Consider the following 16,600-nt stretch of genomic DNA (forward strand, 5'->3'; position numbering starts at 1 on the left):
CATTAATCCTATGACTTTAATCGAAAGAGACAGCCAATATCTTTGGCATCCTTATACACAGCACAAAACGGCAGCGCTTCCTATTGCGATAACTAAAGGGGAAGGCGCTTTGCTTTGGGACGAAAATCAAAAAGAATATATAGACGCTATCGCCTCTTGGTGGGTTAACCCGTACGGGCATTCCAACAAGTTCATTGCCGATGCAATTTACAAACAATTGACCACATTAGAACATGTTTTGTTTGGGGGTTTTACACACGTACCTGCCATTGTTTTGGCCGAAAAACTGATGGCTATTTTGCCAATCAATCAAAAGAAACTATTTTTCTCGGATAATGGTTCGACTGCTGTCGAAATTGCCATCAAGGTAGCTTTGCAAAGTTTTTTTAATAAAGGAACGAAAAAAACGACCATAATTGCTTTCGAAAATGCATTTCATGGGGATACTTTTGGAGCTATGGCTGCTAGTGGAATTTCATTTTTTACCGAATCGTTTCAAGGAATGTTAATTGACGTGGTTCGGATTCCAGTGCCTATAAAAGGACAAGAGCAGTTCAGTTTTGATGCCTTGAATAAAGCTGTTGAAAGTGGGAATTGCGCCGGTTTTATATTTGAGCCCTTGGTGCAAGGCGCAGCCGGAATGGTTATGTATGAACCTGAAGCTTTGGATCAATTACTTCGAATTTGTCAAGAACATAATGTACTCACGATTGCCGATGAAGTGATGACGGGCTTTGGTAAAACAGGAAGGAATTTTGCCTGCGATTATTTGACCCAAAAACCAAATATGATGTGTTTGTCTAAAGCATTGACCGGTGGGACTATTCCTATGGCGATAACGACTTTTACTCAGGATATTTTTGACGCTTTTTATGATGAAGATATCAATAAGGCGTTGTTTCACGGGCATACTTTTACTGCAAATCCTACGGGTTGTGCCGCGGCTTTGGCCAGTTTGGAATTGTTGCAAACCGAGGAAATGCAAAATAATTTAATTCGAATTAATACCAGTCATTTGGATTTTAAAAAACGGGTGGAGAATCACCCTATGGTTACTGCAACCAGAGTTCTGGGTGTTATTTTTGCTTTAGAAATAAAAACCGAATCCTCTGCAAGTTATTATGGCACTTTACGCAACAAACTCTATGCTTTTTTTATTGAAAACGGTGTAATTCTACGACCTGTTGGGAATATTGTATATATTTTGCCTCCTTATGTGATCACCGATGCACAATTGCAAAAGGTGTATGAAGTAGTCGAAAGTGCTTTAGAAATAGTTTAAAGTTATTTCGCAAAGATTCACAAAGTAAGCACAAAGAATCGCAAAAGGATTTTTAAAATTTATAATTGTAACAATTTGTGTCTTTCTGTTGTTATAAATTTACAATCCGTTGCGAACTTTGCGTAAAACTTTGCGACCTTTGCGGTTAAATCAGAACAGAATATTTTGTCACAAACGATCTCCATTACAGCCATAGCTTCCATTTCTCCATTAGGAAACTCATCCAAAACCATTTGGGAAAATTACCTTTCGGAGAATTCTTGTTTTTCAGAACACTATTTGGACCATAAAAACACTTTGGTTGCAACTTTAGACTCTGTTTCTAATGAAGAAGTTGAGTTGTTACGACAGTCAGACATTAAATACAAAGCTTTAGATAAATCGGTTTTGTATGCAATGTTAGCTTCTCGTAAGGCAATGGAAAAAGCGGGTTGGACAAAAGATGACATTTTTGGAATTAACATTGGTTCTTCTCGTGGAGCTACCGATTTATTCGAAAAACATTTTCAAGAGTATTTAGAAACCGGTAAAGTACAAACGTTAGCATCGCCTACCACCACTTTGGGAAATATTTCTTCCTGGGTAGCGCATGATTTGCAAAGTACAGGGCCTGAAATTTCACATTCTATCACTTGTTCTACGGCTTTGCATGCGGTACTCAACGGTGTAGCATGGCTTAGGGCTGGGATGGCCGATAAATTTCTAGTGGGAGGAAGCGAGGCTCCCTTAACCGATTTTACCATCGGGCAAATGCGCGCCTTGAAAATTTACTCTAGAAGTGAAGAAAAATACCCCAATAGAGCTTTGGATTTGGATAAAAAACAAAGCACCATGATTTTGGGTGAAGGAGCGGGGGTTTGTTGTCTTGAAATGGGGAAAAAAGAAAATGCGATAGCTTTTATTGAAGGTATCGGATATGCGACCGAAATTTTAGAACACAATATTTCCATTTCGGCAGAAGCGACTTGTTTTCAGAAATCGATGAAAATGGCGTTGCAAAACACACCGATTTCCGATATTGATGCCATCGTTATGCATGCTCCGGGAACCATTAAAGGCGATTTAACAGAATATATAGCTATCCAGAAAGTCTTTGGCGAAAGCCTGCCTTTATTGACTACCAATAAATGGAAAATTGGACACACTTTTGGTGCTTCGGGTATTTTGAGTATGGAAATGGCTATTTTGATGATGCAAAACAATCAGTTCATCGGAGTTCCTTTTGTGGAAACGCAGCAACAAACAAAACCAATCAAGAAAGTTTTGGTCAATGCGGTTGGTTTTGGTGGTAATGCGGTGAGTGTGCTTTTGAGTTTGTAAAAAAAAACAATTACTGATCATTTTCCAACTCTCTTACTTTATCGTAAATCAAATTACTCTCAAAACCTCTTCGTAACATATAGTCGCAAAATTTCTTTCGTTTTTTGAGTGCATTATTTTCTGTTATGGATTTCCAATTTCTTTCGGCTAAATTTTCAAAAGTGGCGATGTATTCTTCGGTAGTAATTTCTTTTAGCGCAAGCGTAATTAGTGTTTGACCAATTTTACGGGCTTTGAGTTCATTGGTAATTCTGATTTTTCCCCAGTGTTTGATACGGTGTTTTCCTCGGGCAAAACTACAGGCAAACCGGGCCTCGTTAAGAAAATTGTGCTCGATAAGATGTACTATGATTTGGTCTATTTCCTCTGGATTCATTTTCATGCTCCACAATTTTGACACTACTTCCTCATGGCAGCGCTCTTGGTAGGCACAAAAATGTTCTATTTTTAATTTGGCATCTTTTATGGAGAAAACGTCTTTCATATATCGGGTTATTGCTAAAAATTGAAATTTAAGTTTTTTTATTTTAAAGAGAAAAATTTATTTCAAAATAGTGGATTCTTAATTGTTGTTTTTTATTTAGGCATACATTTCTTCTCTTTTGCAAAATGCTAAAATACGAACAGTTAATATTTATGCTATTCGACTGAAATAAAAGTGGTTAGGCGATTTAATGATTGGTTTTTAGTAATTTTATGTAACTTTAACGTAATGCTATTGTTTTGCCTGTCGTGAAAAATTTTACTCCACAATATAAAATTTTGCGTTATGAAAACACTTTTACATAAATTGAAGCTATTTTCTATTGTCATTTTCTTATTCGTGATTTATGGTAATGTAAATGCTCAATGTTCTATTACTACTCTGGGAACTGTAAATTCGAGTACTTTGGTATGTCATATCTCGCCGCTTAATGTCTGTGATAATGGTACTTTGACTATTGGGGATGGTTCTTCAATTACCAAAATATACATGGATGCAGAATTGGATTTAAGATGTTTGGGGGCTATTCAGGTCATTGTAAAAAACAAAGGGGCTTTTGATTTTTCGCCTGGTAATAACCGTTTGTATCTTGCCGAGGGTTCATTCATAACTTTTGAATCAGGCTCTGACTTGATTGGCGGTTCTTGTAATGCGTCGGAACGAATCTATATCGGAACGAATTTATTAGCGAGTTGTAATGGTGGTGCGGGAGCTGATTTAAGCTTTGCGGATTTATTGGCTTATGGAGGAACGGGGAGTTTGGCTTCAAATAGTCCAGTTTGTGTTGGTAGTCAAATAACTCTTACAGCTACACCTCCTCCAACTTCAACAGGGACTTTTACATATTCTTTTTCTGGTCCGGGTCTTGCGGCGACTAGCTTTTCTTCTAGTCCAACTTATAGTTTTACTGCAACCGCAGGTTCAAGTGGTTTATATCAGGTAAAAATAAAAAATTCGAATATTGTAAACCCATTGATTGCTGAAATCTCAGTTACGGTCAATTCGTTGCCTACAACCCCAACAATCACGGCAGGTGGACCCACCACTTTCTGTGTTGGAGGGAGTGTAACTTTGACTTCGAGTGTAGGAACAAATTATTTATGGTCAACTGGAGCTACGACTGCGAGCATTAGTCCAACATCTTCAGGAAGTTATACTGTTAACGTGACAAGTGCAAGCAATTGTCAGAGCGCACCCTCTTCTGCTATCGTAGTGACCGTTAATCCAAATTTACCTGCTAGTATCAGTATTGGAGCTTCTCCATCTGGAGCGATTTGCTCAGGAACATCTGTAACTTTTACGGCTGCTCCAACCAATGGAGGGGTTACTCCTGCCTACCAATGGATACTTAATGGGGGGGATGTTGGAACAAATTCAGCAACTTACACAAATTCAGCTTTAGCAAACGGAGATGTTGTAACTTGTGTTATGACATCGAATGCCACTTCTTGTTTAACGGGAAGTCCGGCAACTTCTGGTGCAATCACAATGACAGTTAACGCAACTCCGGTTAAACCGGTTTTAAGTGATATAGTTTTAAGTTGTTCGGCTACTTCGTTTGCAATAGGTACTTTAACTCTTCCTCCAGGAATTATAGATTATAAAGTTGATGTTTCTAAAGATATGATTTTTTCTGCGTTTGGCTTAATTGTTTCTGATTTTTCATTAGGAGGAATTTCACCTTGGGTAACGAATGTTACTGGTTTAACTCCTGGTGCAACTTATTACGTTAGAGTACGTGCTGTAAGTGGTTGTGGTACTAGTGCAAATTCAAATATAGTGACTGCATCTGTACTTGTGACAAGAACTACAGATGGTGGTCTAACTTGGGATAATGGTGTGTCAAACAATACAAAAAAAGCAGTTTTCACGGGTAGTGCTACAATGTCGACACCATTAGACGCTTGTTCGTGTCAAATCAATTCAGGAGTAAATGTTGTGGTTGGTGTTCCTGGAGGGTCAAATGATACTGCTATCTTAAAACTAGAAAATGGGTTGGACGTTTTGGGGAATTTAACTTTTGAGAACAATGCGAGTTTGGTACAGGTAAATGATGCAGCTGTCAATACGGGGAATATTATTTATAAACGTAATACAACCCCCATGAAGAACTACGACTATACGTATTGGTCATCGCCAGTTGCAGGGCAAACGCTTCAGGCATTATCGCCAAACACCTTATCGGATAAGTATTTTAGCTATTCCTTAAATACTTGGGTAACTCATTTGTATGGGTTAAGCACAATGATTGTAGGGAAAGGATATATTATTAGAGTGCCAAAGCCGGATATTACGTATCCTAATGGAGAATATTGGACTGGAACAACTTATGTACAATCTGTTCAATTTGTGGGTGTCCCTAATAACGGTGCCCATTCGTTGGCAATTGACCCCACAGGATATAGCAACCTGATCGGGAATCCATATCCATGCGCAATGAGTGCAGATGCCTTTTTGTTTGAAAACAGTATTGATAATGCTAGGATAGAGGGAACGATTCGTTTGTGGACACACAATACGGTTATTACCAACAATAAATATTCTGCAACAGATTTTGCTTCCTATAATTATGTAGGGGGAGTTGGAACAGCGGCGCCAAGCGCTAGTACAGGAGGCATAAATACTAGTATTCCGTCTGGATATATAGCAGCTGGGCAATCTTTTATGACAAAAAGTACTGGAGGAGGATCTGTTGTTTTTAATAACAGTATGCGTGTAAGCCTTGCAAATAAAAATGCTCAATTCTTTAAAGGGACTAAATCAAAGATTGTTGCTATAGAGAAGCATCGCGTTTGGTTGGACTTAACCAATACAGAAGGAGCTTTCAAACAAATGTTGGTGGGATATGTTACAGGAGGAACCAATGAATTTGATTCCGCTTTTGATGGAGTGAGTTTGAATAGCAATAAATACATCGATTTTTATAGTATCAATGACAATAAGAATTATGTAATACAAGGGCGTGCTTTACCTTTTGAGAAAGCGGATAAAGTGCCATTAGGATATAAAACGACTATTGAAGGGACTTTTGCAATAAGCATCGACCAAGCAGATGGGATTTTGGCGGATGAAAGCATTTTTGTAGAAGACAAAGTTAAAGGGATTATTGTAGATCTTAGAAAAGGTCCTTATTCTTTTAATACTGCTATAGGAACATTTAATGATCGTTTTGTATTACGATTCACTGATAATGCGGATATTGCAAAGGTTTTTAATACTGCTAATTTAGATAAAAAAGTAATTGTTTCTGTGCAAAACCACCAAATAAAAATCGATTCATTTGATGAAATAATTGACAAGCTAATGGTTTATGATTTGAACGGAAGACTATTATATGAAAAAGAAAATGTGAATAGCAATGTATTTAGCATTCCTAATTTTAATTCTAGTGAACAATTTTTAATCGTGCAAACCTTGCTTAAAAATGGCGAGTGGGTTACCACTGAAATTGTTTTTTAATTGATAACACGATATTAAATAAAAAGCCCTCATTTTGTAAAATGAGGGCTTTTTAATGAAACTGTAGAGCGATTTATTTTCCTTTTATAGAAGCTTCCAGATTTTTTTCGATGGTATGACTTGGTCTTGTCCATTTTGGTTTTTCTCCAAGAGATTGAAATTGAGAATCTACAGCTTCAACGGTTTGTGGTTGTACTACTTTAGTAAATGGTTTTTGTGGTTTTAAACCCAATAAGTCAAACATTTTCATGTCTTCATTAACATCAGGATTTGGGGTTGTCAGTAATTTATCTCCTGCAAAGATAGAATTGGCTCCTGCAAAGAAACACATCGCTTGACCTTCACGACTCATGTTCATTCTTCCTGCTGACAAACGAACTTGTGTATTTGGCATTACAATTCTGGTTGTAGCCACCATTCGAATCATTTCCCAAATTTCTACTGGTTTTTCATTTTCCATCGGAGTACCTTCTACAGGAACTAATGCATTGATAGGAACCGATTCAGGTTGTGGGTTTAATGTAGCAAGGGCAACCAGCATTCCAGCTCTGTCCTCTATGCTTTCTCCCATCCCTATAATTCCTCCACTACAAACCGTAACGCTAGTTTTACGTACATTTTCTATGGTTTGTAAACGGTCTTCAAAACCGCGTGTCGAAATAACTTCTTTATAATAATCTTCAGAGGTGTCTAAATTGTGATTGTAGGCGTATAAACCGGCTTCTGCTAGTCGTTGGGCTTGGTTTTCGGTAATCATACCCAAGGTACAACAAACCTCCATGTCCATTTTGTTAATGGTGCGAACCATTTCTAAAACTTGATCGAATTCAGGGCCGTCTTTTACGTTTCTCCAAGCGGCTCCCATACATACACGGGAAGAACCTCCGGATTTGGCTTGAATAGCTTGCTCTTTTACTTGATTTACCGACATTAAGTTGTTGCCTTCAACGCCAGTATTGTATCTCGCTGCTTGTGGGCAATACCCGCAGTCTTCAGAACAACCTCCTGTTTTAATAGAAACCAAAGTAGATACTTGAACCACATTTGGGTCGTGGTGTTCTCGATGAATGGTTGCTGCTTCAAAAAGCAAATCCATCATCGGTTTGTTATATATTGCAATAATTTCTTCTTTCGTCCAGTTGTGTTTTGTGATGCTCATTGATCCTTTTTTTTGATGCCTCAAAAGTAATCAAATTGTTATTAAGAACCAATGAATGGGTTGAAAAAGACTTGTTGTGGATATTTTAAAATGAGCTGTTTAATCGGCGGTAAATTTGTCATTCCAATAGAGCATAAGCAACAATGTCACGATAACCGAAGAAGCAATTCCTTCAAAAAGCAAACTAAAACAATACATATTGATCGATGGGTGTCCTCCAAATAGAAAGGTTTCGGATAGTGTTGAGGTATAATCGTCTACACCTCGCATATAACTGTAAATGAGTAATCCTACAATACTTAGAAACACACCTACCAGTGAAGTTACCAATGCAGCTCTAACATTAGGGAGAAATTTTTTCTTGCCATGTGCTACTCTTGATTGTATAGTATTATTTACGGCATAAAGCACAAAAAAGATGTTAAACAGTCTTAAATAAAAAAGATGTGCTAATCCTAAAAATTCCATTATTAGAAAATAAGTCCCAATTGCTATAAAAATGAAGTATCCATTTTTAAATTCTGTTTTTACTTTCATTTGGTTTGATTTTAAAAAGTTTAAAAATACGAAATGCTTTGATAAACAAGTAGGTTACTATCAAATTTACGAAAAAAAAACCAAAAAAATCAAGTGAAGTTCAAAAAAGAGTGATGCTTAGTTTTTAAATTTCTCAAAATAGGTTAATGCCTTTTTTTTGTCTTTTTCTAATTGTTGTTTTAAAACTGAGATAGAATCAAATTTTTGTTCAGCACGAATTCTTTCCAGTATAGAGACTGTTATTTTTTGACCGTATAAATCTTCATCAAAATCAAAGTAGTTAATTTCTATCGTTTGGTGTTTTCCATCAACTGTTGGATTAAAGCCAATATTCATCATCCCGAAAACCGTTTTATCGTTAAGAATGCTCTTTACGATATAAACGCCGTTTTGAGGAATGAGTTTAAAGTTTTCTTCTAGTTTTAAATTTGCTGTGGGAAAACCAATGGTTCTGCCTAATTGCTTTCCTTTTGTGATGGTGCCTGTTAGTGAATAATTGTAACCCAGGTATTCATTGGCCAAAGCCACATTGCCTTCGATCAAAGCATTTCTAATTTTTGTGGAGCTTACGGAAACTTCTTTGATTTCTTGGGCCGAAATTTCTTCGACTTCAAAATCATATTGTTTCCCAAAGGCTTTTAAATCATCAATATTTGCTGTTCTGTTTCTTCCAAAACGATGGTCATGCCCAATGATTATTTTCTGGATATGAAATTGGTCTACAAGTACGTTTTTTACAAATTCTTCTGCGGTCAACCTCGAAAATTTTTCGTCAAAAGGATGTATGACCAGATTTTGTATTCCTATTTCTTCTAATAAATGAATTTTTTCATCAAGGCTGTTCAATAATTTTATTTCAGATCCTTCTTGTAGAACCATTCGAGGGTGCGGAAAAAAAGTAAGTACCAGACTTTCATATTTTCCGTTTTCGGTATTTTGGGTAACTCTCTCTAATATTTTTTTATGACCAAAATGGACACCGTCAAAAGTCCCTAGAGTCAGAATCGTTTTTTTTATAGTTCCATTAGCTGTGGTATGGAAATCGTTTATGGAATAAAAAATCTTCAAAGTATGTATTTTAAGATTTTGCAAATTTATACTATCTATTTTAAAATGGACAGTAAGAAGTTTCAATTTTTATGGATTTTCACACTTATGTGTTGAAATAATCTTTAAAAACGATTCTATATCATACTTTGACCGAACGATTTTTTTAAATCGTTTTTAAATCGTTGTGTATTCCATTGTAAATGAATTAATTTTGTGTGTCAAATTTATATAATTATGAATAGATTACTACTTTGTTTGGGGTTGCTCGTTGTAAGCTTTGTTGGGTATTCCCAAGAAAGATCGTCTTGGACAGCAGTGAATTATTCTCAAAAACAGGAAAGCAATTCCGAATTAGGCTATAAGTTGCTTTTTAAGTTAAATGAAACTGAATTTAAACAGAAGTTGACGACTTTTCATTCTAGAGCTTCTGTTGTTAAAGCGATAGAGGTTGCTATTCCAAATAAGGATGGGAAAATAGAGCGGTTTGTTGTTGTGGAATCTTCCAATTTTGCGCCCGAACTACAAGCGCAATACCCTGAAATTCGGGCATATTCAGGAACTGGAATTACAGATCCTACTGCGTCTATTTGTTTTAGCGTTTCTCCAAAAGGGATTCAAACTATGGTTTTAAGAGGCGATAGTGGTTCTGAATTTATAGAACCTTTTGCTGATGATAAATCGATGTATGTGGTTTTGACTTCCAAAAACAGGAACAAAGGAACTTTGCCTCTAACTTGCAAAACAGTAGATGTAGCGTTAAATAAAGCTTTAGTTAAAAAAACCAGTGCATTAAAGTCGAATAATGGAGTTTTTAAAACCATGCGACTGGCCTTGTCCTGTACAAGTGAATATACTACTTATTTTGGTGGAACAGTTAACGGTGCTTTAGTAGGGATGAATGCTACCATGACTAGGGTTAATGGGATTTTTAATAAAGACTTAGCACTAAAATTGGAAATTATAGCCAATAATAATTTGGTTGTATATACCGATGCAGCTACAGATCCGTATTCTGATGCTGCAGCAGGGTCAGATGGGGCTTGGAATTTGGAATTACAATCGACTCTAACTTCGGTTATCGGTAATGATAAATATGATATTGGCCATTTGTTTGGGGCTTCTGGCGGTGGAGGAGATGCGGGTTGTATTGGGTGTATATGTATAGACCCATCGCCATCAGATCAATATGGAAAAGGGAGTGCTTTTACTTCTCCGTCAAATGATAAACCAGAAGGAGATGCTTTTGATATTGATTATGTAGCCCATGAAATGGGGCATCAACTAGGGGCTAATCATACTTTTTCGTTTGATGTGGAAGGTACTGGAGTCAGTGTAGAGCCAGGAAGCGGTTCCACTATTATGGGTTATGCTGGAATTTCGAAGGGTTATGATGTTCAGGGTCAATCGGATGATTATTTTGCCTATGCAAGTATTAAGCAGATACAAGATAATCTTTCAACTAAAACATGTCCAGTTAGTACGACAATGAGTAATCAAACGCCTACGGTCAGTGCGGGATCGGATTATACGATACCTAAAAGCACTCCTTTTGTTTTGAAGGGAACAGGTTCGGATCCTAATGGTAATGCGATGACTTATTGTTGGGAACAAAATGATTCAGCAACTGGTAGTCAAAGCAATGGGAATAGTATGGCGTATGCAACCAAGCCTAATGGCCCTAATTTTAGATCCTTTTTGCCAAGCAATTCCACTAATAGATATTTTCCGGCTTTGAGCAGAGTGATAGCGGGTCAATTGTCTTCCTCGTGGGAGTCTGTTTCGTCTATTGGGAGAGATTTGAATTTTGCATTTACAGCAAGAGATAATGCGGCTTCGGGTTCTGGACAAACTAATTCGGATACCATGGTGGTTACGGTAGATGATACTAAAGGTCCATTTGTTGTAACTTCTCAAAATTCACCTGATTCCAGTTGGGTTTTGGGATCTGGGCAAACTATAACTTGGAGTGTGAATGGTGCAAGTTCTTTGTTTGGTTCTGCCAATGTGAATATTAAACTGTCTACTGATGGAGGTCTGACTTTTCCGGTGTTTTTGGCAACGAATAAGCCTAACGATGGGGCGGAAGTTGTTACGGCACCCATGACTCCTGCCAAAAATTGTAGAATTATGATTGAGCCAACGGGGAATATTTATTATGCTGTGAATAGTGCTCCTTTTGCCATTGGGTATTCTGTAGCTACTTCTTGTAATTCGTATGCTTTTGCTGTGCCGATTCCTATACCGGAATCGCAAACTTATGCAGAGAAAATGATTGTTGTACAGGCTACTTCTTCAGAGGTTGTTGATGTTAATTTTGCCTTGAGGTTTACCCATTCGTATATGTCGGATGTTCAAATAGAAATAGTTAGTCCGAAAGGAACTGTAGTGAAATTATTTGACGGATCTTGTGGTGCAACCAATAGTAGTTTGACTGTTACCTACGATGATTTGGGAGGTGCATTGATTTGTGGTTCAACAGCATTGCAAACAGTTGCTCCGGCTCAACTTTTATCCGCTTTTAATGGTGAAAATCCACAAGGGATTTGGACGCTTAGGACTCGTGATCTGTTTGTTAATGATGCAGGAACGATAGATACGGCTTCTATAACTATTTGTTCCAGTGCCTATACTACTTTGGCAACGCCAAGTTTTGAAATCAATGATTTTGTTTTGTATCCTAATCCAAATAAAGGAAATTTTGCTATTCGCTTTACGAGTGTTAATTCAACTGGAGTAGTGATTGTGGTTAATGATATGTTGGGGAGGAAAATCTACGAGAATAAATTTGAAAACAAGGGCGATTTTAATGAAAATATTCAATTAAAGAACGTGACATCGGGTGTTTATCTAGTGTCGGTTATTGATGGAGATCGAAAAGGGGTTTCTAAAATTGTAATTGAATAGTTTGAATTTTAAATCTATAAAAAAGGGAGGCAATTTAGTATTGTCTCCCTTTTTTTATTTCCCATTAAAAGTATTCATGGTGTTTTCAAGTCCCGCTGTTCCAAAAGATTTTATGATTTCGGAAGCAAGCTCCAGTCTTTCGGGAAGTTTGGCTTTTTCTTCTTCGTCCCAATCGCCAAGAACGTAATCGACTTGTTGCCCTTTTTTGAACTCATCGCTGATGCCAAATCGGAAACGGGTGTATTGTTGTGTGTTTAGGATAAGATTGATATTTTTGAGTCCGTTATGGCCTCCATCGCTGCCTTTTGGTTTGATGCGAATGGTTCCGAACGAAAGATTCAGATCATCGGTTACGACCAATAGGTTTTCGAGGGGAATGTTTTCTTTGTCCATCCAGTATTTTACGGCTTTTCCGCTCAAATTCATGTAGGTGTTGGGCTTTAGAAGAAAAAAGGTTCTTCCTTTGAATTTGTATTCGGCCAGTGCGCCTAGTTTTACGGTCTCGAAATTGATTCCTTCTTTTCGGGCTAGGAAATCTACGATTTTGAAACCAATGTTGTGTCGGGTGTTTACGTATTCGGAGCCGATGTTACCAAGGCCAACGATTAAAAATTTATTACTCACGTTTTTTATTGTTTTTTGGTGTTCGTGAACCTCCGGTTTTATGTTATCTGTGTTATCTGCTGTTTTTGTTGATGAAAACGTTTGCTCCCGATAGCTATCGGGACATTTGATCATGGTGCAAAAATAGACTTAATCTGTTAATTAAGGAAACTTGTGTGTTGGAAAATGTTTTGTGGGTAGCGGAGAAATCACCCCGCCTTTCAGGCACCTCTCCAAAGGAGGGGAATATGTATGACTTCCTCTCCTGTGGAGGGGTGCCCAACGGGCGGGGTGGTTTTTTTGTGCCAATCTTGTAATAATCCCAAGAACAAAACCATAAAACCCAATTAGCCCCGATGGGAGGGAAAATCCTTTTATTTTTTCCTTTAAAAAATAAAAGATTTGGAAGGACAGCGGGAAACCTATTTCCTAAAATGCCTAATCTTTCGCTTCTGGTCAAAAAAAAAGCACCAGTTTTACAACTGATGCTTTTATGATTGATTGAAAAAATATTATTTTTTCTTTTTTCCTGCAGGAGCTTTCGCTGCTTTTGCTGCTTCTTGAGCTGCTTTCATAGCCGCACGAGAGATCTTCACTTGACAAATTACTGTATTGTCTGGGTGCATGATTTTGAAGTTTTCAGCAGGCACTTTAGTAACGTATAATTTGTTACCCATGTCTAGTGGAGTAATGTCAGCTTCAACGAAATCTGGAAGATTTTTTGGTAAAGCTCTTACTTTTAATTTACGGTTGTTCAAACGTAAATCTCCACCTGCCATAACTCCTTTTGAGTTACCGATGATTTTTACTGGAACTTCCATAGTGATTTCTTTGTCATCAAAGATTTGAAAGAAGTCAATATGTAAAATTTTGTCAGATACCGGGTGAACTTGAATATCTTGTAAAATTGCGTCGAATGTTTTACCGTTTCCAAGCTCAATCACAACTGTGTGCGCGTTTGGAGTGTAAACCAAGGTTTTGAATGCTTTTTCGTCTGCTGAAAAATGAACTGCTTGTTTTCCTCCGTATAACACGCAAGGAACCGCTCCAGCATTACGTAAGGCTTTAGTTGCTACTTTGCCTACGCTTTCTCTTTCTGATCCTTTAATTGTAATCGATTTCATTGTAAAAATTTATATAGTTATTAATTAAACTCGTTTTTGTATCAGCTTTTGGTTTTTGTGAATTACATCAAAAACTTTCCGCTAATAGAATTGTTGTGGTGTACCATGTGCATTACTTCGGCAAAAAGAGGTGCACAACTCACTACTTTTATTTTGTTAGATTGTTTCTTTAACGGAATTGAATCGGTTACGATTAATTCCAACAATTGTGAATTCTCTATTTTTTCGTAAGCCTCGCCAGATAATATGGCGTGGGTACAAATAGCTCTTACGCTTAAGGCTCCTTTTTCGATCATTAAATCGGCGGCTTTCGCCAAAGTGCCTCCGGTATCTATCATGTCATCCACTAAGATTACATTTTTACCTCTTACTTCTCCGATAAGCTCCATTGTTTCGATGACGTTGGCTGCTTTTCTTTGTTTGTAACAGATTACTACTTCAGAATTTAAGAATTTAGAATAAGCGTAAGCTCTCTTTGATCCTCCCATGTCTGGTGAAGCAATCATTAAATTGTCTAAACCTAAACTTTCTACATAAGGTAAAAAGATAGTGGATGCAAAAAGATGATCTACTGGTTTCTCGAAGAATCCTTGTATTTGATCAGCATGCAAATCCATGGTCATTATTCTTGTTGCACCGGCAGCGTCTAATAAATTTGCTACAAGTTTTGCTCCTATCGGAACTCTTGGTTTGTCTTTTCTGTCTTGTCTTGCCCAACCAAAATAAGGGATTACTGCTGTAATGTGTCTTGCCGATGCGCGTTTTGCTGCGTCAATCATTAATAGCAATTCCATCAAATTATCTGCGCTTGGAAAAGTAGAGCAAACAATAAAAACGCGTAAGCCTCTGATTGATTCTTCGTAAGAAGGTTGAAATTCGCCATCGCTATAAGTAGACATAGTAACTTTTCCCATTGGGATACCATACTCTTTTGCGATTTTCTCTGCAAGATATTCACTTTTTGAACAAGCAAAAATTTTAGCTTCTGGTTCTAGGTGTGACATTTAATTTGTTGTTTTGTAGTTAGTTGTGTATTCCGTTTTTAACGAGGTGCAAATTTAGAAAATAAAATCAACTCTGAAAGGAAAATTTTTAGTTTTTTTATTAGAATATTTAAAAATGTTTTTTACATTTGCACCGTGTTAAAGGAAAAGATAGCGATTAACATTACTATCTCTTTATTGCGTTGAAATGACTGTCTGTCATTTCATGTCTGCTAAGCCCGGATGGCGGAATTGGTAGACGCGCTGGTCTCAAACACCTGTGGGAAACCGTGCCGGTTCGACTCCGGCTCCGGGTACTTAAAACCTCTGAAATCTATTGATTTTCAGAGGTTTTTGCTTTTTAGGGTGGTCAAAAGGGGGGCTAAATTTTAAACAACATTATTATCTTGCTCGTGTGTTAAATTAGAACTGTTTTAATTGCAAGTGATAAATGTTCTAAAAATCAGTTTGACATTGGTTTTAGGCGAATCGAATCAAAATATTAGTTGAATATAGCAAGCTTTATTTTGTTATAATTGTATTCTAGAAATTAATCGGACTAAGTAATGGCTATGATTAGGATAGAAAAGCCATCATTTAAGGATTGAACCAGATTTATTATTTCTCTTGACTCTAATTTTAAAGTGTTGTTTCTCTTTTTCTTTAGGGGTTAGGCTAAGTTACCCTGATTTTTATTTAGGTATTGGATAGTATCCTATTCCATTTTAAATTTTAACGCATTAGTTATTAGATCGGTATGTGGTTTAGTAAAATAAAAAGTAAAATTTCTTTAAAAATGTTTTGTATAAACGAAAAACTGGCCTATATTTGCACTCGCAATAAGGAAATGAAAAAAACTAAATTGCAACAGGGCGATTAGCTCAGCTGGTTCAGAGCACCTCGTTTACACCGAGGGGGTCGGGGGTTCGAACCCCTCATCGCCCACCACCTATTTTAGGAATGATATTATAAAGTTCTACAATCTTACTAAAAACCTGCAAATTTCGGATTTGCAGGTTTTTTTATTTCTACCTGTTCCTCCAAAATTTTCAAAAACGCTCAAAATTACATGGCATTTTTATGGCACTTTTAAATTTAGAAAAAATGTGCCACAAAATAAAAGTTAATTAATTGATAATCAACATGTAAACAACGTTAACGACTTGATTTTAAGGCGCTATAATTCGATATTTACTAATTAAATTGTTGAATTATGTTAGAAAGCAGTTTTGGATTAACCTTCTTTTTGAAGGTTCCACGAAAAAAAAGCAATCTTAGGTATATTTACCTAAGAATTACCGTTGATGGAATCCCTAAGGAAACTTCTACCAAACGTAAATGGGATATTACCAGATGGGATCAAAAAGCAGAAAGAGCAATAGGTACAAAAGAAGATTCCAAGATCATTAATTTTTTTCTTACTGCAATTGAAACTAAGGTCAACCAGTATAGAAATGATTTATTATATGCGGAACATTCTATTACGTCTCAAAAAATAATAGACTTTATTATGGGACGACTAGTTCCAAAAGTAAAAGTGCTAGAAGAATTCCTTAACCATAATAACGAATTACGTGCTCTTGTGGATGTGGGAGAATATGCCATAGGGACACATGAATGCAAATTCCGGTGATATTGACCACCCAATTCCAATTTAAAGTGAGCACCTGATTCCAATTCAAAATGACCACCTAA

Annotated in this window: 12 protein-coding genes and 2 tRNA genes; 7 read left to right on the top strand and 7 right to left on the bottom strand. The window is 36.8% G+C overall.

Annotation, left to right across the window (positions count from 1 at the left end; all coding sequences use genetic code 11):
* Window positions 1-10: 10 nt before the first annotated feature.
* Window positions 11-1,282 carry an adenosylmethionine--8-amino-7-oxononanoate transaminase gene (bioA, locus tag DB891_RS02670; RefSeq protein WP_116760272.1) on the top strand — a complete coding sequence of 424 codons (1,272 nt, stop codon included), beginning with the start codon at window positions 11-13 and terminating at the stop codon, window positions 1,280-1,282.
* A 165-nt stretch (window positions 1,283-1,447) separates the two neighbouring features.
* On the top strand, window positions 1,448-2,602 hold the full coding sequence (locus DB891_RS02675; protein WP_116760274.1) for a beta-ketoacyl synthase N-terminal-like domain-containing protein: 1,155 nt from the start codon (window positions 1,448-1,450) through the stop codon (window positions 2,600-2,602).
* Between the two features lie 10 nt (window positions 2,603-2,612).
* On the opposite strand, the gene DB891_RS02680 is transcribed toward DB891_RS02675, so the two are convergent.
* Window positions 2,613-3,086 (bottom strand): regulatory protein RecX, encoded by a 474-nt coding sequence (locus DB891_RS02680; protein ID WP_116760276.1) that lies wholly within the window; start codon window positions 3,084-3,086, stop codon window positions 2,613-2,615.
* A gap of 285 nt (window positions 3,087-3,371) precedes the next feature.
* Here DB891_RS02680 and DB891_RS02685 point away from each other — a divergent pair, with 285 nt between their 5' ends.
* Window positions 3,372-6,545 carry a T9SS sorting signal type C domain-containing protein gene (locus DB891_RS02685; RefSeq protein WP_116760277.1) on the top strand — a complete coding sequence of 1,058 codons (3,174 nt, stop codon included), beginning with the start codon at window positions 3,372-3,374 and terminating at the stop codon, window positions 6,543-6,545.
* A gap of 73 nt (window positions 6,546-6,618) precedes the next feature.
* Here the strand turns inward: DB891_RS02685 and bioB are convergent, their stop codons facing one another.
* The 3 genes from bioB to DB891_RS02700 all read right to left on the bottom strand — a co-directional run bounded on the left by bioB (window position 6,619) and on the right by DB891_RS02700 (window position 9,309).
* Window positions 6,619-7,704: a biotin synthase BioB gene (gene bioB / locus DB891_RS02690; RefSeq protein WP_116760279.1), complete on the bottom strand. Its 1,086-nt coding sequence runs from the start codon at window positions 7,702-7,704 to the stop codon at window positions 6,619-6,621.
* Window positions 7,705-7,803: 99 nt separating this feature from the next.
* The gene (locus DB891_RS02695; RefSeq protein WP_116760281.1) at window positions 7,804-8,241 is read right to left on the bottom strand and encodes a hypothetical protein; all 438 of its coding nucleotides are present in this window, start codon (window positions 8,239-8,241) and stop codon (window positions 7,804-7,806) included.
* Between the two features lie 117 nt (window positions 8,242-8,358).
* Window positions 8,359-9,309: a bifunctional riboflavin kinase/FAD synthetase gene (locus DB891_RS02700; protein ID WP_116760283.1), complete on the bottom strand. Its 951-nt coding sequence runs from the start codon at window positions 9,307-9,309 to the stop codon at window positions 8,359-8,361.
* A gap of 216 nt (window positions 9,310-9,525) precedes the next feature.
* Here DB891_RS02700 and DB891_RS02705 point away from each other — a divergent pair, with 216 nt between their 5' ends.
* Window positions 9,526-12,195, top strand: a complete 2,670-nt coding sequence (locus DB891_RS02705; RefSeq protein ID WP_116760285.1) for a zinc-dependent metalloprotease — start codon at window positions 9,526-9,528, stop codon at window positions 12,193-12,195.
* A 54-nt stretch (window positions 12,196-12,249) separates the two neighbouring features.
* Here DB891_RS02705 and pth read toward each other — a convergent pair whose 3' ends face one another.
* The 3 genes from pth to DB891_RS02720 all read right to left on the bottom strand — a co-directional run bounded on the left by pth (window position 12,250) and on the right by DB891_RS02720 (window position 14,926).
* The gene (gene pth / locus DB891_RS02710) at window positions 12,250-12,933 is read right to left on the bottom strand and encodes an aminoacyl-tRNA hydrolase (RefSeq protein WP_116760287.1); all 684 of its coding nucleotides are present in this window, start codon (window positions 12,931-12,933) and stop codon (window positions 12,250-12,252) included.
* 377 nt (window positions 12,934-13,310) lie between these two features.
* On the bottom strand, window positions 13,311-13,922 hold the full coding sequence (locus DB891_RS02715) for a 50S ribosomal protein L25/general stress protein Ctc (RefSeq protein ID WP_116760289.1): 612 nt from the start codon (window positions 13,920-13,922) through the stop codon (window positions 13,311-13,313).
* A gap of 62 nt (window positions 13,923-13,984) precedes the next feature.
* Entirely contained in the window at window positions 13,985-14,926 is a 942-nt protein-coding gene (locus DB891_RS02720) for a ribose-phosphate pyrophosphokinase (protein ID WP_116760291.1), read from the bottom strand.
* Window positions 14,927-15,142: 216 nt separating this feature from the next.
* On the opposite strand from DB891_RS02720, the gene DB891_RS02725 reads away from it, so the two are divergent.
* The 3 genes from DB891_RS02725 to DB891_RS02735 all read left to right on the top strand — a co-directional run bounded on the left by DB891_RS02725 (window position 15,143) and on the right by DB891_RS02735 (window position 16,538).
* A tRNA-Leu gene (locus DB891_RS02725) sits at window positions 15,143-15,222 on the top strand.
* Between the two features lie 553 nt (window positions 15,223-15,775).
* Window positions 15,776-15,853 (top strand) — tRNA-Val (locus tag DB891_RS02730).
* 265 nt (window positions 15,854-16,118) lie between these two features.
* Window positions 16,119-16,538 (top strand): Arm DNA-binding domain-containing protein, encoded by a 420-nt coding sequence (locus DB891_RS02735; protein ID WP_116760293.1) that lies wholly within the window; start codon window positions 16,119-16,121, stop codon window positions 16,536-16,538.
* Window positions 16,539-16,600: the final 62 nt, after the last annotated feature.

Origin of the sequence: Flavobacterium laiguense, assembly GCF_003097655.1 — a bacterium.
Taxonomy (GTDB): Bacteria; Bacteroidota; Bacteroidia; order Flavobacteriales; family Flavobacteriaceae; genus Flavobacterium; species Flavobacterium laiguense.